Origin of the sequence: Prochlorococcus marinus str. MIT 0918 (assembly GCF_027359415.1) — a bacterium.
Classification (GTDB): domain Bacteria; phylum Cyanobacteriota; class Cyanobacteriia; order PCC-6307; family Cyanobiaceae; genus Prochlorococcus_E; species Prochlorococcus_E marinus_C.
On the sequence record NZ_CP114780.1, the window covers coordinates 247,349 to 268,111 of the forward strand.

21 protein-coding genes are annotated in these 20,763 nt (G+C 34.3%); 11 read left to right on the forward strand and 10 right to left on the reverse strand.

The window, feature by feature from the left end; genetic code table 11:
• Positions 1 to 28 precede the first annotated feature (28 nt).
• The 5 genes from O5636_RS01395 to sds are packed head-to-tail and all read left to right on the forward strand — an operon-like array spanning position 29 to position 4,525.
• Positions 29 to 760 carry a 2-phosphosulfolactate phosphatase family protein gene (locus O5636_RS01395; protein WP_269622841.1) on the forward strand — a complete coding sequence of 244 codons (732 nt, stop codon included), beginning with the start codon at positions 29 to 31 and terminating at the stop codon, positions 758 to 760.
• A gap of 30 nt (positions 761 to 790) precedes the next feature.
• Positions 791 to 1,612, forward strand: coding sequence for a carbon-nitrogen hydrolase family protein (locus tag O5636_RS01400; protein WP_269622842.1), 822 nt, complete (start codon positions 791 to 793; stop codon positions 1,610 to 1,612).
• Positions 1,613 to 1,617: 5 nt separating this feature from the next.
• Entirely contained in the window at positions 1,618 to 2,709 is a 1,092-nt protein-coding gene (locus O5636_RS01405; protein ID WP_269622843.1) for an N-acetylmuramoyl-L-alanine amidase, read from the forward strand.
• Entirely contained in the window at positions 2,706 to 3,509 is an 804-nt protein-coding gene (murI, locus tag O5636_RS01410) for a glutamate racemase (RefSeq protein ID WP_269622844.1), read from the forward strand. Before O5636_RS01405 ends, murI begins: the two co-directional genes overlap by 4 nt.
• A gap of 44 nt (positions 3,510 to 3,553) precedes the next feature.
• A complete protein-coding gene (gene sds / locus O5636_RS01415; RefSeq protein ID WP_269622845.1) occupies positions 3,554 to 4,525 on the forward strand; it encodes a solanesyl diphosphate synthase in 972 nt (323 codons plus the stop codon).
• A 20-nt stretch (positions 4,526 to 4,545) separates the two neighbouring features.
• Here sds and O5636_RS01420 read toward each other — a convergent pair whose 3' ends face one another.
• On the reverse strand, positions 4,546 to 5,205 hold the full coding sequence (locus tag O5636_RS01420) for an HAD family hydrolase (RefSeq protein ID WP_269622846.1): 660 nt from the start codon (positions 5,203 to 5,205) through the stop codon (positions 4,546 to 4,548).
• Between the two features lie 98 nt (positions 5,206 to 5,303).
• On the opposite strand from O5636_RS01420, the gene acs reads away from it, so the two are divergent.
• The gene (gene acs, locus O5636_RS01425) at positions 5,304 to 7,280 is read left to right on the forward strand and encodes an acetate--CoA ligase (protein ID WP_269622847.1); all 1,977 of its coding nucleotides are present in this window, start codon (positions 5,304 to 5,306) and stop codon (positions 7,278 to 7,280) included.
• A gap of 97 nt (positions 7,281 to 7,377) precedes the next feature.
• On the opposite strand, the gene O5636_RS01430 is transcribed toward acs, so the two are convergent.
• The 3 genes from O5636_RS01430 to glnA all read right to left on the reverse strand — a co-directional run bounded on the left by O5636_RS01430 (position 7,378) and on the right by glnA (position 10,335).
• Positions 7,378 to 8,436, reverse strand: coding sequence for a class I SAM-dependent methyltransferase (locus tag O5636_RS01430; RefSeq protein WP_269622848.1), 1,059 nt, complete (start codon positions 8,434 to 8,436; stop codon positions 7,378 to 7,380).
• 104 nt (positions 8,437 to 8,540) lie between these two features.
• Complete coding sequence (locus O5636_RS01435; RefSeq protein WP_269622849.1) at positions 8,541 to 8,834, reverse strand: hypothetical protein; 294 nt, start codon at positions 8,832 to 8,834, stop codon at positions 8,541 to 8,543.
• Between the two features lie 79 nt (positions 8,835 to 8,913).
• Positions 8,914 to 10,335, reverse strand: coding sequence for a type I glutamate--ammonia ligase (gene glnA / locus O5636_RS01440; RefSeq protein WP_269622850.1), 1,422 nt, complete (start codon positions 10,333 to 10,335; stop codon positions 8,914 to 8,916).
• 238 nt (positions 10,336 to 10,573) lie between these two features.
• Between glnA and O5636_RS01445 the strand changes: the two genes are divergently transcribed.
• Positions 10,574 to 11,740, forward strand: a complete 1,167-nt coding sequence (locus O5636_RS01445; RefSeq protein ID WP_269622851.1) for a pyridoxal-phosphate-dependent aminotransferase family protein — start codon at positions 10,574 to 10,576, stop codon at positions 11,738 to 11,740.
• Here O5636_RS01445 and O5636_RS01450 read toward each other — a convergent pair.
• Positions 11,730 to 12,230, reverse strand: a complete 501-nt coding sequence (locus tag O5636_RS01450; protein WP_269622852.1) for a nucleoside deaminase — start codon at positions 12,228 to 12,230, stop codon at positions 11,730 to 11,732. The two genes, O5636_RS01445 and O5636_RS01450, sit on opposite strands and share 11 nt — an antisense overlap.
• A 92-nt stretch (positions 12,231 to 12,322) precedes the next feature.
• Here O5636_RS01450 and O5636_RS01455 point away from each other — a divergent pair, with 92 nt between their 5' ends.
• Positions 12,323 to 13,690: a pyridoxal phosphate-dependent decarboxylase family protein gene (locus O5636_RS01455; RefSeq protein ID WP_269622853.1), complete on the forward strand. Its 1,368-nt coding sequence runs from the start codon at positions 12,323 to 12,325 to the stop codon at positions 13,688 to 13,690.
• A gap of 95 nt (positions 13,691 to 13,785) precedes the next feature.
• Here the strand turns inward: O5636_RS01455 and O5636_RS01460 are convergent, their stop codons facing one another.
• The 3 genes from O5636_RS01460 to O5636_RS01470 form a co-directional block, all read right to left on the reverse strand.
• Positions 13,786 to 15,291 (reverse strand): YcjF family protein, encoded by a 1,506-nt coding sequence (locus O5636_RS01460; RefSeq protein WP_269622854.1) that lies wholly within the window; start codon positions 15,289 to 15,291, stop codon positions 13,786 to 13,788.
• A gap of 62 nt (positions 15,292 to 15,353) precedes the next feature.
• On the reverse strand, positions 15,354 to 15,869 hold the full coding sequence (gene lspA / locus O5636_RS01465) for a signal peptidase II (protein WP_269622855.1): 516 nt from the start codon (positions 15,867 to 15,869) through the stop codon (positions 15,354 to 15,356).
• Positions 15,866 to 16,438, reverse strand: coding sequence for a biotin transporter BioY (locus tag O5636_RS01470; RefSeq protein WP_269622856.1), 573 nt, complete (start codon positions 16,436 to 16,438; stop codon positions 15,866 to 15,868). The genes lspA and O5636_RS01470 overlap by 4 nt, the downstream gene beginning before the upstream one ends.
• 123 nt (positions 16,439 to 16,561) lie before the next feature.
• Here O5636_RS01470 and O5636_RS01475 point away from each other — a divergent pair, with 123 nt between their 5' ends.
• From O5636_RS01475 to O5636_RS01485, 3 genes are all read left to right on the forward strand, one after another.
• Positions 16,562 to 16,783, forward strand: coding sequence for an NAD(P)H dehydrogenase assembly family protein (locus tag O5636_RS01475; RefSeq protein WP_269622857.1), 222 nt, complete (start codon positions 16,562 to 16,564; stop codon positions 16,781 to 16,783).
• Between the two features lie 8 nt (positions 16,784 to 16,791).
• Positions 16,792 to 18,459 carry a peptide chain release factor 3 gene (locus O5636_RS01480; RefSeq protein WP_269622858.1) on the forward strand — a complete coding sequence of 556 codons (1,668 nt, stop codon included), beginning with the start codon at positions 16,792 to 16,794 and terminating at the stop codon, positions 18,457 to 18,459.
• Positions 18,460 to 18,522: 63 nt separating this feature from the next.
• A complete protein-coding gene (locus O5636_RS01485) occupies positions 18,523 to 19,200 on the forward strand; it encodes a CPP1-like family protein (protein WP_269622859.1) in 678 nt (225 codons plus the stop codon).
• A gap of 17 nt (positions 19,201 to 19,217) precedes the next feature.
• Here the strand turns inward: O5636_RS01485 and hslO are convergent, their stop codons facing one another.
• Entirely contained in the window at positions 19,218 to 20,123 is a 906-nt protein-coding gene (gene hslO, locus O5636_RS01490) for an Hsp33 family molecular chaperone HslO (protein ID WP_269622860.1), read from the reverse strand.
• Between the two features lie 5 nt (positions 20,124 to 20,128).
• Positions 20,129 to 20,761 carry an ABC transporter ATP-binding protein gene (locus O5636_RS01495; RefSeq protein WP_269622861.1) on the reverse strand — a complete coding sequence of 211 codons (633 nt, stop codon included), beginning with the start codon at positions 20,759 to 20,761 and terminating at the stop codon, positions 20,129 to 20,131.
• Between the last annotated feature and the right edge of the window lie 2 nt (positions 20,762 to 20,763).

Sequence of the window (20,763 nt, forward strand, 5' to 3'; positions counted from 1 at the left end):
GCTTACTCAGGTTGTCACAGATTAAACCATGGAACTTTCTTATTTTCATGTTGCTGCAGATGTTCCTTTTGAAAAAAACACTGAAGTTGCTGTTGTTATTGATGTTCTTAGAGCCACAACTACAATTGCATGTGCATTAAATAATGGCGCTGAATCTGTGGAAACTTTTGCAGATATATCAGAATTGAGAAGAAAATCATCATTCTGCCCAGATTCTAAAAGGATTCTTTTAGGAGAAAGAGGAGGAGTGAAAATAGAAGGATTTGATTTGGGTAACTCTCCTGTAGCAGTAAAGCCTGAAATTGTAAAAGAAAAAAGACTATTTATGAGTACAACAAATGGAACACGTTCTTTAGAAAAAGTAAGAGATTCAAAGGCTCTTTATACAATGGCATTGATTAATCGAAAGTTTGTAGCAGAAAAATTGCTTTTAGATAGACCAGATAATGTCCTATTGCTGGGTAGTGGTTGGGAAGGTGCTTATTCTTTAGAAGATTCTCTTGCCGCTGGAGCATTGGCTTCTTATATCTTGGAATCAGGGATGTGCACAGTTCAAGTAATTAATGATGAATTAAGTTCAGCATTAGCCTTATGGTCCTATTGGGAAAATGATTTAGAAGGATGTTTAAGACAATCAACCCATGGTCAAAGACTTCAGAGACTTGGAAATCATGATGATGATTTCCTTTGTTGTTCAGAAATAGATAAAGTAAATGTTGTGCCAACACAGAGAGAGCCAGGAGTCCTATGTTGCATTTGAATACTCAACTTTTAAATTTGGCTTAAGGTTTTGTCTGATTTTTTAGCGGCTGCAGTTCAATTGACAAGCACCTCAAATATAGAGGGGAATTTTTCTGCTGCTGAAGAGCAAATAGAATTAGCCTCACGAAGAGGTGCTGATCTGGTTGGCCTCCCTGAGAATTTTGCATTTATAGGAGAAGATCAACACAGATTAGAAATTTCTTCAACACTTGCTGAAAAGTGCAGTCAGTTTCTTATAACCATGGCTCGCAGATATCAAGTGGTTTTATTAGGAGGAGGATTCCCTGTCCCTGCAGGAGATGGTCAACGCACATTGAATCGTGCAGAACTTGTTGGTTGTGATGGACAGCTTCTTGGACGTTATGACAAGATTCATCTTTTTGATGTTGATTTGCCTGATGGGAATAAATATCAAGAATCAGAAACTATTGTTTCAGGTAAAGAATTGCCTTCTGTTATTGATATCCCAGGTTTATGCAAAGTAGGTTTGTCAATTTGCTATGACGTCAGATTTCCTGAATTGTTTCGATACTTAGTTGATGAAGGAGCTGAGTTATTAATGATTCCAGCAGCATTCACTGCATTTACAGGAAAAGATCATTGGCAAGTACTTCTTCAATCAAGAGCAATAGAAAATACTGCTTATGTAGTAGCTCCTGCACAAACAGGTGAGCATTATCGTCGTCGCCAAAGTCATGGACATGCAATGATTATTGATCCTTGGGGAACTGTTCTTGCTGATGCTGGAGTTGAACCTGGAGCTTCTATTGCTCCCGTAGATACAGCCAGAGTTAAAAGTATTAGGAGTCAGATGCCTTGTTTAAAGCATAGAAAAAAGGATCTTTTTTAAAACTTATGAGCTTTATTAAGGCAAAATCATTATTGATTGTTGTTTTTTGTAGCTCATTATTTTCTTTTTCTTTTCCTATTCCTTCGTTTGCGGCCAGTGTATTAGCAGCTTGGAGAATTACTACAAATGGTGTTCTTAAATTACGTACAAAAGAAGGAGTTCCTTTAGATGCCTTTTTTCAATCTGGTTACGCCAATACAGGAGATAGGGTATGGATAGATTTTCCAGGAGAATTAATTCAACCTAGGAAAATTAAGGGTAATGGACCTATTAAGGAGATAAGACTTGGAAAGCCTTATAAAGGTAACACTAGATTAGTAGTTGAATTTGAACCTTATGTAGCTCTTAATCCATCTAAATTAGTACTTTTAGGAACTTCACCTAATCTATGGGAATTAAATTTTCATGACTTAAATGTTAATGGTCTATCCGATATAGGAGAAGGGGTTCTAGTTAAATCTTCTATAGATAGATCTAATTTAAGTTCAAGAAATACTTCGTTTAATTATTCTTTAAGTTCCTCATCTTTGCCAAGTGTTCAAAGAAATGTTTATAGAGTTGTTATTGATCCTGGTCATGGAGGTAGTGACCCTGGAGCTATTGGAATAAATGGTATTAGAGAAAATGATATTGTTTTAGAAATTTCAAAAGATGTTTCTAGGCTTTTAAAAGAAAAAGGAGTAGAGGTTGTGCTCACTAGAAATAAGAATATTGACCTTGAATTGACGGAAAGAGTGTTAATAGCTAATAGGATTAGGGCAAATGCCTTTATTAGTATTCATGCAAATGCAACACGAGGTTATCGGAGAGATGTTAATGGCATAGAAACTTATTTTTTTGCTGGTTATAGGGGAAAGCAGCTAGCCAAGAAAATTCAAAGAGAAGTTCTTAATGTTTCTTCAGGTAGTCCAGATAGGGGTGTTAGACAAAGTCGTTTTTTTGTAATTAAGCAAACAAATATGCCTGCTGCTCTTGTTGAGGTTGGTTTTTTAACTGGGAGAATTGATGCAAGAAGGCTTTCTCAAAAAAATCATAGAAGAAAACTTGCTTATGCAATTTCAAAGGGAATACTTAACTATCTGAAGGGGGGCTATTGAACTTTCGAATAGGATTATTTGATAGTGGAGTTGGAGGCTTCACTGTTCTTAAGAGTATTCAAGATCGTCATTCAGATGTTAGTACATTGTATTTGGCTGATACAGGAAGAGTTCCTTATGGTTCAAAGAAAACTAGTGATATAAGAATGATTGCAAGAGAGGTTATTGAATGGTTAACTCAGCAAAATATTCACGCTGTTGTAGTTGCATGTAATACTACTAATTCTCTAGCTATTGATATAATTAAAAACTTTTCAAACCTTCCAGTTTTTGAGCTTATTGAGTCTTCTTCTGAATTTATCTTTGAATCAAGAATTGGAGTATTGTCTACTCCTTTAACTGCTGCCTCAAAGGCATATACAAAAAATATTTTGTCTTTTAATCCAAATGCTTTTGTAATTGAACAAGGCTGTCCAGAATTTGTTCCGATGATAGAGGGATGCCTTTCAAACAAAAAATCTCTTGAAGAGACTGTAAGGAAACATCTTAGACCTCTTTTAGAAGCTAATGTTCAATCAATTGTTCTTGGTTGTAGTCATTATCCACTTCTTAATTCAATTTTTGAAGAATTACTTCCTGAAAATATTCGTTTAATAGACCCATCACTTTACTTATCTAGGAAATTGGATGATTTATTAAGATCTGCTAATGATCCTAATCATAAGCATCAAAGCATTGCTAGCACAAGGTTTTATGTCACTTCAGACCCCTCTGGATTCGCATCAAAAGTGAAATATTGGATGGGAATTACACCTGAAATTCAAGTTATTTCTCTTCAATCTAAGTCGTGTGTCTTCTAATATCTTTATAAGAAAGATCTTTTTGGCCAATAACCAGAGAATTTATGGCCGCAGTAACCAACTTGCTTCAGCCCGTAGAGCTAGATCTTGAGTCGCTCCTTATAGATCTTCGCGAGTTAATTGGTGCTGGTCATCCAATTCTTCAAGCAGCAGCAGAACATTTATTTAGTGCAGGGGGTAAACGTATAAGACCTGGAATAGTTCTCTTACTTTCTAGGGCTTTAACTAATGATGGTGAACTGTCTCCTAGGCATAGAAGATTAGCTGAGATTACTGAAATGATTCATACAGCTTCTCTGGTTCATGATGATGTTGTAGATGAAGCTTCTACTCGAAGAGGAGTTGAAACAGTTCATAGTCGATTTAATTACCGAGTAGCAGTATTAGCAGGAGATTTCCTTTTTGCTCAAGCCAGTTGGCATCTTGCTAATTTAAATAATTTAGATGTAGTTAAACTTTTAAGTAGAGTTATCATGGATTTAGCTGATGGTGAAGTAAAACAAGGTTTATATCGTTATGATCCTAAGCAAACTTTTGATGACTATTTAGAAAAAAGTTATTGTAAAACCGCTTCATTGATTGCAAACAGTGCCCAAGCTGTAGGGGTATTAAGTGGAGTCTCTGAGGAAAAATTAAAATCTTTATATGATTTTGGAAAGCAACTTGGACTTGCTTTTCAAGTTGTTGATGACATACTTGATTTCACAGCTAGTGAGAAGCAATTAGGTAAACCTTCTGCAAGTGATTTAGGCAGTGGTTACCTTACCGCACCTGCCCTTTATGCACTCCAAGAAAATCCAACTCTTTCTGAATTTATTCAAAGAAGATTCTCTTTAGAAGGAGATCTTGAGAAGGCATTGCATCTTGTAAGAGAGTCAAATGCAATTACTCTCTCTAGATCTTTAGCTGAAACTTATGCAAGTAATGCCTATAAATCTATCGAGTGGGTTCCAGAATCAGATTATAAAAAAGCATTGCTTGATTTACCTGAATATGTTTTGTCTAGATTGTATTAGATTTAGACAAATTGTTTTTTCTAATTCTCTAATTCTTTTATTATTTCAAGTAGATTATTAACATAAATTGGGTTTGAATCAGATTTATTTTCGAGAAAATCTAATATTTCTATATTTTTAAGAATCCATACTTTACATTTAGCATCTAAAGCTGATTGTGCACCTGCTAAAGAATCTTCTAAAGCCCAACAAGATTTAGCATTTATTCCAAGTTTATTTGCTGCTAAAAGATAGGGATCAGGATTAGGTTTACCTTTTTTTAAAGAAGGATCATCCCCATAGATTCTAATTTTAATAAGTTCTAACCACTTGTGATTAATACTTTTAAAAGTTGCAGAAGATCTTGTGCTACTTGTTACAAGAGCTATAGGTATTTTACTTCCAACACAAAAATTTACAAGTTCTTCGGCCCAAGGAATTGCCTTTACATCTTTAAGTATTTTTTTATGAATTGAATTATATACAATAAGTACTTCATCAACGGTTATTTTTTTATCTGACCATTTTATTAAATCATTAGCACATTCGATTTTCCTTCGACCTAATAAGGATTTTAATTGAATATTGGAAGGTTCAGCTCCAAATGATCTAGAAGTTTCAGTCCAAGCAAGTTTATTTAATGGTTCTGTATCAAGAAGGACTCCATCAAGGTCAAAAAGAAATGCTTTTGGTTGTTTCATGCTGGAATCATGTTTTTCTTTTTAATAACCGTTTCACTAACTTCTCTATTTCCTAATAAATAGCTTGAATAAAAGCAATTAATGGAAATTATTGTTTTATGAATTCCGAATCTTCAGAAACAATTGAAACAGTACTACAGGAAGAAAGAATTTTTCACCCTTCTGAATCAAATTTCAAAAATTCAAGTATTAGCGGATTTGATGAATATCAGAAAATGGTTGATAAGGCTAATTCTGACCCTGAAATATTCTGGAAAGATAATGCTTTAAATGAGTTGCATTGGTTTAAACCTTTTAATAGTGTTTTGGACTGGTCAAATGCCCCTTTTGCTAAATGGTTCGAAGGAGGGAAGACTAATGTTTCTTACAATTGCTTAGACCGTCATATTGAACAAGGTAAAGGAGGAAAAATTGCAATTATTTGGGAAGGTGAGCCTGGAGAAGTCAGGAAAATTACTTATAAAGAACTTTTCGACGAAGTATGTAGAACAGCTAATGCTTTAAAGCAAATAGGCATACAAAAGGGTGATTTAGTTGCTCTTTATATGCCAATGATCCCAGAAGCTGCTATTGCAATGCTGGCTTGCGCAAGAATTGGAGCCCCACATTCTGTTGTTTTTGGTGGGTTCTCTTCAGAAGCATTGAGAGATAGGTTAAATGATGGGAATGCAAAAGCTGTTATTACAGCTGATGGTGGATTTAGAAAAGATAAAATCATCCCTTTAAAAAAGGCAGTTGATGAGGCTTTGTTGGATGGTAGTTGTCCTTCTGTTGATTCGGTTTTAGTTGTTCAAAGAACTAGGGAAAACATTTCTTTTAACTCAGATCGAGACTTCTGGTGGCATGAATTAGTTCCAGCCCAATCTACTGAGTGCCCAGCAGAACAAATGGATAGTGAAGATAGACTTTTTGTTTTATATACATCTGGATCTACAGGAAAGCCTAAGGGAGTTGTTCATACAACAGCTGGATATAACTTATGGGCTCATTTGACTTTTAAATGGATTTTTGATGTTCGAGATGATGATGTTTATTGGTGCACAGCAGATGTTGGTTGGATAACAGGGCATAGTTATATTGTTTATGGTCCACTCTCAAATTGTTCAACTTCTCTTATGTATGAGGGCGTTCCTCGTCCATCAAATCCAGGAGCTTTTTGGGATGTTATTCAACGGCATCAAGTCAATATCTTTTACACGGCACCTACAGCCATAAGAGCTTTTATGAAAACAGGAAGAAATATCCCAGATAAATATGATTTGAGCAGCTTAAGATTATTAGGAACAGTAGGAGAGCCAATTAATCCAGAGGCATGGATGTGGTATCGCCAGGTAATAGGAGGGGATAAGTGCCCCATAATAGATACATGGTGGCAGACAGAAACTGGTGGAGTAATGATTAGTCCCTTACCTGGTGTTACATCAACTAAGCCTGGTTCAGCAACACTGCCATTGCCTGGTATTGAAGCAGATGTTGTAGATGCAGATGGTAATTCTGTAGAGCCTAATCAAGGGGGCTATTTAGTAATTAAAAAACCTTGGCCTGGAATGATGAGAACTGTTCATGGTAATCCAAATAGATTCAGAGAAAATTATTGGGAATATTTAAAGCCTATTAATGGCAATTTGATTTATTTTGCTGGAGATGGAGCTAGGCGAGATGATGATGGTTATTTCTGGGTAATGGGTCGTGTTGATGATGTGATAAATGTTTCAGGACATCGATTAGGAACAATGGAAATAGAATCTGCACTTGTAAGTCATAAATTAGTATCCGAGGCGGCTGTCGTTGGAAGACCAGATGAATTAAAGGGAGAATCAGTTGTGGCCTTTGTTACTTTAGAAAGTGGTAAGGAAGGCACAAGTGAATTAATTATTCAATTAAAAAATCACGTAGGGAAAGAGATTGGAGCTATAGCAAAGCCAGAGGAAATTAGATTTACAAATTCATTACCTAAGACACGTAGTGGAAAAATAATGAGGAGAATCCTTAGATCACTTGCTTCAGGTGAAGAAATAAAAGGTGATACTTCTACTTTAGAAGATAGAAACGTATTAGACGAATTGCGTAGATAGATTTATATAAAAATATTTTGATATTTAATAAATAAGGGATAATTTTATATATTAATTATTATTTATATAATAGAGAATAAAATCTTAGTAATAGTATTTATTTATTAGCAGACCAAACTCTTGTCATGAAAAAAGATTCTGCTTCAATACAATTAAATCCAGTTTTATCCAACCTCTTTCTTATATCATCTTTAATATAGTCTCTATAATATGGCTCATGAAATACTCTATAGAAGTTTTCCATTACTTGTGTAAAATGAGGAGAGTCATCTAATTGAATAGAGTCAGCAATTATTAGTACACCATTTGGTTTTAGAACTCTATAAAATTCATTGATTGCATTTTGTCTTGCATCTCTAGGTAATTCGTGAAAGAGGAAGACACAAGTAATGGCATGGAATGATTCATCTAAGAAAGGAAGCTTTTCTGCATTACCTTTTATTAATTGAACCATCTCACCGTCTTTATTATTTAAATATTTACTAGCTTGTTTCAGGTAAGCTCCAGACAAATCAATACCTATAAGTTCAGAACTAGGTAAAGAAGATCTGACTTGTTGAAGTGTCCTTCCAGTACCTGTAGCTACATCGAGTAATTTTATAGCAGAAGTTTTGATATGCTTATAGTTTTTCTGCAAGCCTTTTTTTAATGGAGAAATTACTCTTCTTCTCATTGCATCAGCAGTTCCATTAAATAGAATTTCCACTTGAATGTCATATATTTCTGCGGAATGGTCACTTAAGTAACCATCCGTTTGATGATGAAAATTTTGGAGATAATAATCAGGATATTTATCTCGGTTTATTTTTTTTGGTAGATCCTGGTAATGTTTTTCTTTTCTTCTTTTCCAGGTAGAAGGCATATCCAGCCAAACTAATGGGTATTTTAAGAACCATTCAATCCATGGAGCATCAAAAAGTAAGTTTTTTGGATATAAGCCTTTCTCAGCATCTAACCAGTCAATTTCTTCTAGTTCTTTTATTGATTTCCTTAGTTCTACTAGTAAATCTGAGTTTATAGGTGATGTTTCAGGGAGGGCGTCAGGAACTATTAGTTCCATTAGTTTTGTGCTGATTCCTTTATGAGCCAAGCCAACAAGACCTTTCCCTTGTTGAAGGGTTTGATAAGCAATTTTTGTGAGGTTAGGCGATGCCATAAACCTTTTAAAGATAAGTATATTTCAACAGATTTTTTCCCATTCCGAGAGCTTTAAGGTGGTTCTGTTGTCAAGAGAATTATATAAGGCCTTGTTTTAGATTGCTATGGACATAGTTGTGAAGGGATTATGACCATAAGTTCTTTGATTTCAGTCCAATTATAATTAGGCTCTTTCTCACTTAATATTGATAGATTATTAGAGATTATATTATTTAGTTTTTTAGCATCTTCACAAACGAGCTTAGTTCTATTTCTTTTTATATTTCTTTCCATATTTATTAGTATTTTATTAACTAAATGTTGATTATCTTCTTCGATTTGTTTTGTATGTCCTTTAAGAAAAATCAAGTCAAATTGAGATAATAATAATAATAAATAAGTAAGTAAATAAAGCATGAATGTTTTATTCGTAAATACTATATTTATTATTATTATAAATTACTATTTATAAAAAGAAATAGTAATAGTAATTACTTTATGCGTCATAGTACATAAAGAACTCATGAGGATGAGGCCTTTGCCTTAGTTGTTGAACTTCCTCATATTTCATCTCAATGAAGTTATTGATAAAGTCTTGGTCAAATACTCCGCCAGCAGTTAGATAATCATTATCTTCTTTTAATGCTTCTAGGGCATCATTTAAAGATGAAGGGACAGTTGATATTTTTTCTAGATCCTTAGAAGGAAGTTCAAAAAGATCAACATCAACTCCATTGCCAGGATCAATTTGATTTTGAATACCATCAATACCTGCCATCATCATCGCACTAAAGGCTAAATATGGGTTAGCTAAAGCATCTCCTGACCTAAACTCAAGTCTTTTTGCTTTTGGGCTAGGACCTGTTAAAGGAATTCTTACAGCAGCAGATCTATTGCCTTGAGAATAAACTAAATTTACAGGTGCTTCAAAACCAGGAACTAGTCTTTTGTAGCTATTTGTGGCTGGATTAGTAAAAGCTAGGAATGATGGGGCATGTTTAAGTATTCCACCTATATACCATTTAGCAGTTTGAGAAAGATTGGCATATGTATCTTCTTCAAAAAATAAAGGTTGATTTCCTTTCCATAGACTTTGATGGACATGCATACCAGTACCGTTGTCATTCCAAACTGGTTTAGGCATAAATGTCGCTGTTTTACCGTACTTTTTAGCAATATTTCTTACTACATATTTGTAAGTCATTACATTGTCTGCCGCACTGATTAAAGAAGCAAACTTCATACCAAGTTCATGTTGACCTGGACCTGCAACTTCGTGATGGTGTTTTTCTATAGGAATACCTAACTGACCCATTAGAAGAAGCATCTCTGACCTCATATCTTGAGCAGTATCATTAGGAGAAACTGGAAAATAACCTTCTTTATATTGGATCTTATAAGCTAAATTCCCTCCCTCTTCATTTCTTCCTGTATTCCATGGAGCTTCTATAGTGTCAACGCTATAAAAGGAAGTCCCCTCTTTTGAGTCATATCTAACATCATCAAATATAAAGAATTCTGGTTCAGGGCCAAAGAATGCACTATCAGCTAGGCCAGTTTCTGAGAGGTATGAAAGTGCTTTTTGAGCCAAAGATCTTGGACATCTAGAATATGGTTCACCACTTCTGGGTTCTTGTATTGAACAAATTAAACTAAGTGTTTTATGGCGATAAAAAGGGTCTATCCATGATGTGCTTGGATCAGGAACCATTGACATATCAGATTCATTGATTGCTTTCCAACCTCTGATGGATGATCCATCAAAAGCCAGTCCTTCTTGAAATGAGTTTTCTTCAATCATGTCTGACGTAACTGTTAAATGCTGCCATTTACCATGTATGTCAGTAAATTTCAGATCAATTAGTTCAATGCCCTCCTCTTTTATTTGATTGAGTACATCTTTTGCTGTTTTCGCCATTGACTTTCTTTAGTTATTTATAAATTAAAATTAATTTGACCAGCAAACTACTTTTGTATCAATTAGTACTTTTCAGGACACTTTCCCTAGTTTTGTCAATGTTTGCAGTTCAAGTGTGTATGATTCCATCAAAAATAAGCGGTTGAAATTTTCTTATCACCATTGCAATACCTAAAATAAATTTCACGACAATACCGTTAGGTGTTTAGGCTCATAATTAAATATTCATTCTCAGGTCTTGGCGACAACAAAAGCTAACTCCTCTTTCATAAAGAATTCTGATAAGACAGTCCTTCCTATTTCTGTCCCGGAAAGGCTTTTGCTAGGACCAGGCCCTTCTAATTCTCATCCTTCTGTCTTAAAGGCTTTATCTCTTCAGCCTGTAGGTCATCTAGATCCTTTTTATATAAACCTTATGGCTGAGGTTCAAGGGCTATTAAGACAAGTTTGGAAAACAAATAATCGTTTGACTCTTCCTATGAGTGGGACTGGAAGTGCTGCTATGGAAGCAACTCTTGCAAATATTTTAGAACCAGGAGATTCTGTTTTAGTTGGTATTAAGGGGTATTTTGGAAATCGTCTTGCTGATATGGCTTCAAGGTATCAGGCAAATGTTAATAAAATTGAAAAAAAATGGGGCGAAGCTTTTACTCTTGAGGAAATAGAAGAAGCAATTATTAAATTCAAGCCTTCTGTTTTAGCACTTGTTCATGCTGAAACTTCAACAGGAGTATGCCAACCAATGCAAGGGATTGGTGATTTATGTCGAAAGTATGACTGTCTTTTAATTTTGGATACAGTCACTTCTCTTGGAAGTATTCCTCTTTATTTAGATGATTGGAAAGTTGATCTTGCCTATAGCTGCAGTCAAAAAGGCTTAAGTTGTCCTCCAGGCTTAGGCCCATTTACGATGAATGAACGGGCAGAAGAAAAATTAAATAATAGAAACTCTAAGGTACCAAACTGGTATTTAGATGTCTCTTTATTAAATAAATATTGGGGTAGTGATCGTGTTTATCATCATACGGCCCCTGTAAATATGAATTTTGGAATAAGAGAAGCTCTAAGATTAATTGTTGAGGAAGGAATAGAGAATTCCTGGAACCGTCATAAACGAAATGCCCTTGAGTTGTGGAATGGCTTAGAAAAATTAGGGCTGGAATTATATGTAGAAGAAAAACTTAGGCTCCCAACTTTGACAACAGTAAAAATTCCTGAAGGTATTAATGGCAAGGACTTCACTCTTCATTTGTTAAATGAACATGGCGTGGAAATTGGTGGAGGTTTAGGTGATTTAGCTGGTAAAGTTTGGAGGATAGGATTAATGGGATATAATTCAAAAACAGAAAATGTAGAAAAAGTACTTAATCTCTTTGAAACTGAGTTGCCAAAATTTAAAAGCTAGTGTTTTTTGATCTTTGCTGTTTAAACCAAGATTCAATTAGATCTTTTACTTGCTTATTCATTATTCCTCCTTTAACAATCATTTTATGATGAGCACTTTTGTGAGTTGATAGGTCAATTGATCCTCCAAGGCCACCTCTTTTTTGATCTTCTGCTCCATATATAACTTTACCCATGCGAGCTTGGATTAATGCTCCTGCGCACATTTGACATGGCTCAAGAGTAACTATCATTGTACATTCGTTAAATCTCCAATCATTTTTAATTAGAGCTGCCTGTCGAAGTGCCACTATTTCTGCATGGCCAAGAGGGTCTCTTTTTTTATTTCTTGTATTCCTTCCATGACCTATGCAATGGCCTTTTTCATCAAGGATTATCGCAGCCACTGGAACTTCGCCTTCATTTCCCAGGTTTTTTGCTCTTTCAAGAAGAATTACCATCCATCTAAGAGTTTGTGTATCGTTAAGTTTTACCGGTTTAGTAAATTGCATACTTATAAAGTCAAGTTTTTAGACTTGAACATATCTAATCCCTTTATTTTTAAATCTTTTTAAGTAAAAAAGATATTGCAAAGGAACATCCATTGGAATTTTTCGCTTCTCCTTATCTAACTGATCAAAAAATCAAGTCTTTTTTAGAGGAATCTTGTACAAGGCTTTGTGATTGGTTTGCGACTACTGATCAAAGAGAGATTTCCCCACGTTTTTCTGAATTGCCTGAAATAGATCCTTTTGATGAAGGTCTTGCTCCTAATGAATTGTTAGATGATTTGCAATTGATAATGAATGGCTCCTATCAACCATCTCATCCTGGAGCTCTTGCTCATTTAGATCCTCCTCCTCTTGTGGGTTCGATCGTTGGAGATTTGATTTCTGCTGGACTTAATAACAATTTATTAGCTGAAGAACTTTCTCCAAGTCTTACAAAACTAGAACGTTCACTTTGTAGATGGTTTGCTGGAAAACTTGGCCTCCCTAAATCTGCAGGCGGTGTATCAGCTAGTGGGGGTAGTCTCGCTAATTTAATGGCGCTTTTAGTTGCACGTTCTCAGGCCAAACGTCTTTATGATACTGAGATTGTAGTTATGGCAAGCATTGAGGCTCATGTCTCTATATCAAGAGCCATTAAGGTTATGGGATTACCTCCGCATGCTTTATGTCAACTTCCTACTGACAATGAAGGGAAAATAATTATTAGCTCATTAGAAGAGAACCTTAGGAAGATTCAATCAGAAGGCAAAAAATGCTTTGCTGTAGTTGCTACAGCAGGCACTACTGTAAGAGGAGCTATCGATCCATTAGCTGAAATTTCAAACTTTTGCGCTAAGGAAGGGATATGGCTTCATGTTGATGCGGCTATTGGAGGTGTTTTTTCTTTATCTACTTCTACTTCACACCTTCTCTCAAATATCTCTAAGGCTGATTCAGTAGTTATCAATCCACAAAAAGTACTTGGTATTACAAAGACCTCATCTCTTTTGTTAGTTGCTAACAAAGCAGATTTATATGCTTGCTTTTCTACTGGTTTTCCTTATATCGAACCCTCATCGGACAATGAAGCGCAAGGTGGAGAATTAGGTTTGCAAGGTACTAGACCTGCTGAGGTTTTAAAACTATGGATAGGTTTAAGACAACTTGGGCAAAAGGGCATTAATGATTTACTTGATGGCTCCTTAAAGCGTAGACTTTATTTTTATGAGAAAATTAATCGTCAAAAATTTAAAGTTATTAGCGGACCATTACATCTATTAGCATTTACTCCAAGTTCTATAGATGATATTCATGCAAAAGAATGGTCTATGACTACAAAATCAAAATTGTTAAAGAATAAGTTTATGCTTTCTCGACCTAATTATAAAAATCGTTATTATCTAAAGGCTGTAATGGGTAATCCTCATACAACATTAACTCATATAGATGAGCTAATAGGAATTTTAAATCAATGCATCTAAGACAATTATGAATAAAGAAAATAAAAACAGCAAGCTTGTAGCTATTATTACAGGGGCATTCTCAATTTTTATAGGAATTATTTATTTGATTTTAATTAGTATTCTTGACTCTCGTGGTCCCATGATGCCTCCTCCCCTTGAAGCTCTTGGTGTGGTGGTAACTGTTTTCTTTTTGATTTTTCCAGTGGTCTGATTACTCTATTCATGGCTGAATGAATAAATATCCTTAAGTTACTTTCCCGCTTGTTCAAATCATAATGGCGTTGCACAACTTCTTGAATACCTCCGTCACCCCAATCTTGATCTTGTTGGAAATATGTTATAAAACTTTCACCGGCTACTTTTGTTAGCCAGGCTGCAGTAACACTTTGGATTGTCCTTCCTATTAAATATGTAGGAAGGTTTAATGTTAATGAATTGCTAATTATTGATAAACCACCTTTTATTATACCAAGCCCTGCAATTGTTTGTCCTACTGACATTGCTAAGTCTTTAGCACGTTCTCTATTTAAATTAACACCATATATTTTAGATATTTCCATTACCATCCTTCCATTCACTACAGCAGTACCTAATAGGTCGATGCCTGGTAATGGTGTAATAAAAACAACGCCAGTGCTTATCCATGCGTATCTCTCAATAGACCTTTTTGATTCTCTAAGCCTTTGATTGTCTAATAACTTTCTTCCTGACAAACCTAAATTTCTGCATTGAAGCAATATATTGTCAGCAATTAATTCTTCGCCCTCTTCATGTAAGACAAATGCCATTCTTTTAATTAATTTGTTGATTTCTGGTTTGGGTTGCAATGGACGACTACCTACAATAGGTATTGATTGAGGTGAAGCAACAACGGGGACAATATCAGCTGGGTCCATTAAGCCAGTGCAATGGTCTTTTAATAATCCAATAAGTTTCTCCTCTTCTCTTGCTCCTCTAAGGTCACATTTGTTTAATATTAGAAATAATTTTTTTCCGATTTTTGAAAGTTTTGTAATTAATTCCATTTCACCAGCTCTTAAATCACTATCAACAACAAATAAAATTAAATCTGCACGGCTAGCATTTAAAAAGGCACTTTTCTCTCTAGAGCGACCCTTTATTCCACCTTCAAATATCCCTGGAGTATCAATAATCTGTATTCCTCTTTCTATATCTCTTAGTCTTAGACGATATGATTTTGTTTGTTCTGTGGATCCCATGATTGGTCCTACCTCTCCAACAATCTTTTTTAAAAGAGCCCTGATTAAAGATGTCTTACCGCTAGACCCTGTACCGAAAACCACTATCACTAAATCTCCACGCAATAATTCTTTCTGGACTCGTTCTTTTTCTTGCTTTAATCCTTCTACAGCAATTTGATTTTGTATAAGATTAATTAGTTGATCAATACTTTTTAAACTTTGCTTAGCTGCTTCACTTTTGCTATTGCGTAAGTTATTAAATTGGCTTCTTTTTGTTAAATTAAAATTATCAATACTAGATAGTTTTTTTAATAAGTTTAACCGCTTTTTTTTAGATAAAATAAATATAATGATTAAGGAAATAAATAAAGTTTGCAAGTTTATAAGTTTTAAAATCCCACCAATTATTCCTGCCAATAGAAATATAATGATAAATAGCAAACAATAAAGATATATTTTATTATTGGTATTTATCATAATTAATTGAAGAAGTTTCTAGAACTCTTTATGAATACATCTTTAAGTCTTTGTAAATGAATACTCGAAGATAAATTGTTTGTAATAAGTATAAAAAAAGCAATATTAATGGATATATCGGCAATATTAAAAATGGGGAAATTGATAGGTATTAGTTGAATAAAATCAATAACATATCCTAAGCTAAGACGATCTATACCGTTCCCTATAGTTCCACCTAAAAGAAAGGATATTGTTAAACAAGTTGAAGTGCTAATATTAGGGTTCTTAGCAAAAAAAACTATAATAGCTATTGCTACAATTAGACTCATTATCGCTAAGAATATTGGAAATTCATTTAAAATACTGAATGCAGCACCTGTATTCTTTACTAGATTAAACTGGATTATATTTGGTATAATACTTATTTGGTCCTGATAATTTATAGTTATTGCTATATTCTTAGTAACTTGATCTATTATTACAATAGAAATTGTAATAACAAAGAATATAATTCGATTGATATAAATTTTATTCATTCTATTAATAGAATTTTTCTTAAAATTTTAGCCATAAAAACTATTGCCGGACAAAGTAAAAGTTGTGTTGGAAAGGTTGATAGGCTATAGGTAATGATGAGTTCGATTAAAGAAGTTGGCCAACGTGATAGTAGTGTCCCTGTAAAAATATTAACTAAGCCTATTGTATGAATCAATGACAAACCAATAAAAATTGATATGAACAAACTAAAAAACGTATTTTCTTCGTTTGTTTCGGTTAATCTTCCTGTGACCCAAACTGCAGGAATAAAGCCCAGAAGGTAACCAAAGTCAGGAGTTGCAATATATCCAATGCTCCCACCACCATGAAATACAGGCAAATAAAATAAACCTATAGTTAAATAAGCAAAAGTTGCAATAAGGCCTGACTTTGGTCCGCAAACTACTGCTACTAAAAGTAAGCCTGGCACTTGCCAGGAACTTGGTAAGTCAATGAGCTTTAACCCTAATTGACTTGTCGGCATAACAATCGCTGACTGGAGTAGTCCAGATATAAGAATTATTAGTAGACCAGCAAGCGCACTACTTAATTTAATTAATGATTTCAATGATTTCTCTTGCCAATCTAATTACAATATTAAAAGTATCTTTGTAATAAGCTAGTTCCTTTTTTAATCAGTAAAGTTTAAATAATAAAATTATAATAGCTTAATTTTAATTAAGTACTATTTATGACTCTAGAAATTGGACAGCAAGTCACTTTAAAAATCCCTCAATCTTATTTGAAAACAAGTGACCCTATACCTATGCTGAGGCCTCCTGATCTAGTTTCTTTAGAGGAAACTGGCAAAATAATTAAGTTATTGCCAAAGGATATGGCAGAAGTCAGGTTTAGAAGAGGTACCTTTCTATTATCAATAGATCATTTATCTTCTCAACCACTCTTAAAGTAAAAACTGATATGACATCATCTACCTCTGATTTGGAAGCACAGAAAAGTTTTAATGATGATAATTTTCTTAAGCATTTAGAGGAAGCTGTAAAAAAAAGAAAAAACTTTGCAATTATCTCACACCCTGATGCTGGCAAAACAACACTTACTGAAAAGTTGTTGCTTTATGGAGGAGCTATTCAACAAGCAGGCGCTGTCAAAGCTCGAGGCGAACAAAGGAAAGTTACTTCTGATTGGATGGAGTTGGAGAAACAAAGAGGCATTTCTATAACATCAACCGTTTTACAATTTGAATATAACGATACAACTATTAATTTACTTGATACACCTGGGCACCAGGACTTTTCAGAAGATACTTATAGAACACTTGCAGCAGCAGATAATGCAGTAATGTTAGAAGATGCTGCTAAAGGTTTAGAACCTCAGACCAGGAAATTGTTTGAGGTTTGTAGGCTTAGAAATATTCCTATTTTTACCTTTATTAATAAAATGGATAGGCCAGGATTAGAGCCTCTTTCCTTATTAGATGAAATTGAATCAGAATTAGATTTAGCTACATTTGCAATTAATTGGCCTATAGGTAGTGGTGATTTTTTTCGAGGAGTTATAGATCGTTATAGTAAGAATGTTTTTTTATTCTCTAAGGCAGAACGAGGTAAGCAATCTATAGAGAGAAGATTAAAACTAGATGACCCTGAACTTCATCAATTAGTTGAAAAAGATCTTTTGGATAAAGCTTTAGAGGAGATTGAGCTACTAGAGGTTGCAGGAGCTGAATTGAATGTCGAATTAATTAGAGCTGGTGAACTTACACCAGTTTTTTTTGGATCTGCAATGACTAATTTTGGAGTACGACCTTTTTTAGATAGCTTTTTGAAGATGGCCCAAGGCCCAGTAGCTCGAATTTCTAGTCAAGGACCTATTGATCCAATGCGAGAAACTTTTACTGGGTTCGTATTTAAACTTCAAGCAAATATGGATCCTAGGCATAGAGATAGAGTTGCGTTTGTTCGAGTTTGTAGTGGTCGCTTTCAGAAGGATATGATTGTTCGTCATGCCCGTACAGGAAAAACAATACGCTTATCTCGTCCACAAAAGATCTTTGCTCAAGACCGAGCTGTTGTAGAAGATGCTTATCCAGGAGATGTTATTGGATTGAACAATCCAGGGATGTTTGCTATCGGAGATACGCTTTATAGTGGTAAAAGAGTTGAATATGAAGGTATTCCATGCTTTAGCCCAGAAATATTTTGTTGGTTACGCAATCCAAATCCTTCGGCATTTAAAAACTTTAAAAAAGGTGTAAATGAATTAAGAGAAGAAGGAGCAGTTCAAATTCTTTATGACATAGATCAAAGTAAAAGAGATCCAATCTTAGCTGCAGTTGGACAATTACAATTAGAGGTTGTCCAACATCGATTAGAGAATGAATACTCTGTGAAAACTCGATTAGAGCCTATAGGTTTTCAAGTCGCTCGATGGGTTGTTGGTGGATGGCCTTCCCTTAAAAAAATTGGGAGAATCTTTAATTGTAAAACTGTTCAAGACTCTTGGGAAAGACCTGTTCTTTTATTTAAAAATCAATGGAATTTAAATCAACTTGAAGAAGATAATCCCTCATTATCTTTAAGTAAAGTTGCGCCTGTTGTCAGTGGAGTCAATCCTATCAATCTTTAGTATATAAAGCCATATCAGTCTATGAATTCATATATAGTCTCATAAATAAAGTAAATAGGAATTTTGACTGAAAAAGACTCTGAAGCTAATAAAGCAACCCAAGAAGCACTATCAATTCTTGGACTTGATCCTAACGCCTCTTTTGATGAAATCCAGGATGCGCGTAATGAAAAGCTTGCTCAAGCTGGAGAAGACCCACTCATAAAAGCAAAAATAGAGGCTTCATACGATTTGTTGCTAATGAATAGTCTCAAAGCAAGACGCCTTGGAAAAATTAGTTCAGAAGCAGTAAATGCTTCTCAAAAAGAAGAAGTAATAGTCGATATGAACTCTGGTCTTGGCAATGTATTGAGAACGAGACTTAAATCCATCACTTCTTCATTACCTAATTCTAATGATAATTCTTCTGAAAATGCTATCAACCTTCCAAATGGGTCTGGGCTTACTATAAGAATTTCATTAGGAATATTAACTCTTGTTTTACTGTTAGTAGCACCAGATCAAAATATACAATTCATTCTTTCTATTGCCACTATAGGACTTTTTATTAGCCAAATCAAAAGAGGTCGAAGAGTTATTCAATCATTAGGATGGAGTGTTGTCTTTTTATCAAGTGGTTTAATATTAGGTGGTTTAGTTGTTAGTGGAATATCTGACCAGTCATTATTAGTTTCATTAGCAAAAATAGAAGCCTTGCCAGCCGTCTTTTTACTTTGGATTGGCTCTCTAATTCTTTCTTAACTAAAGATTAATTTCAATTATAATTGATCAATAATTGCTTTGAGTTCTGTTTCTTCTATTAAATAAATTGAATTACAGTAATTACATCTTATCTCAGATTTTTTATCTTCATTCAATATATTTATAATTTCTTCTTTCCCTAAGAGTTTAAGAGCTGAAATGCTCCGAGTTCTAGAACATCTACACTTGAAACTTATAGCTTTAGGTTTGTCTTTGATTAATATATTTTCTTTTGTAAGACTAGGAAAAGTCATTTTAAATATGTCTTGAAGATTGTTTCTGCATTGGAATAATTTCTCACTAAAGAAATTTATCTTTTTACATTCATCATCTAATTTATTTATTAATAATTTATTTGTAATTGCGTTAGGTAATACTTGTGCTATGAGGGCTCCTGAACAAATTATTTCACTATTTAGGATTTTCTCTCCGACAAATACAGCTGATTGAATCTGCTCAGAATGCATTAAATAAGATGCTATATCCTCTCCAATTCCACCTTGAATTAACTCTACAGTGCTTGCGAAAGGTTGTCCTTGACCAATATCTCTTGTGACATGAAGATATCCTTTACCAGTAGCAGAATTAAAATCAAAATAATGATTACCCTCACTATCTTTTATCAAGTCTAGTTCTAACTTGGGGTTGCCTACATAACCTCTTACTGTGCCATCACATCCAGCATCTACATTAAGTCCTTTTAATGGACCATCAGATTGAATTTTTATAGTAACTCTCCCTTGCTTGACTTTCATTGAGCTAGCTAATAGTAATCCTGTGCTCATTGCTCTTCCCAATAGTGCTGATGTTAGAAAAGATAGTGAATGTCTTCTTTTTGCTTCATTTAAAGCCTGAGTTATTAAAACAGCAACTAAACTGATAGAACCATTTGCAGCAGTTGCTCTAATAAGATTATCTTTCATGTATCTTAAATTATATCTTTAAATAATTTTCCTGTTGAAAGTTGATAACTGTCAACAGGGTGATTTTTGAAAAGATCAGGCTCATGAGTTGCCACAATAACAGTCTGTTCTTTTGATAATTTATTTATTAACAGAACTATTTCATCACGAACAGACCAATCAAGACCAGCAGTAGGCTCATCAAGTAAAAGGACCTTGGGCTTTCTAATTAATTGAACAGCTATCGCTAAACGTCTCTGTTGGCCTCCGCTTAAATTTTCTGGTAATTGTTTTAAATTAATCTCATTAAGGCCTACCTGATTGAGAACTTTTGATTGCAGCTCTTCTGAAACTCTTCGATGTCCGATTTTTAATTCTTCTAAAATAGTTAAGCCTATGAAGTGACGCTCTGGGAATTGAAATACCACTCCACATAAATTTCTTCTTTGTTTTTCGACAATAATAATATTATTCCAGTAGCAACAACCATTTGTAGGTGCTATTAAACCACTAATAATTTCTATCAGAGTAGTTTTTCCACTTCCACTTTTACCAACGAATATAGTTGGATTACCCTTATCAGCATTAAATGAGATTCCAGCTAATACTTCTTTTTCAGAAGTTGCAGGGAAATAGTGAATTCCTTTTAAATAAAGCATTT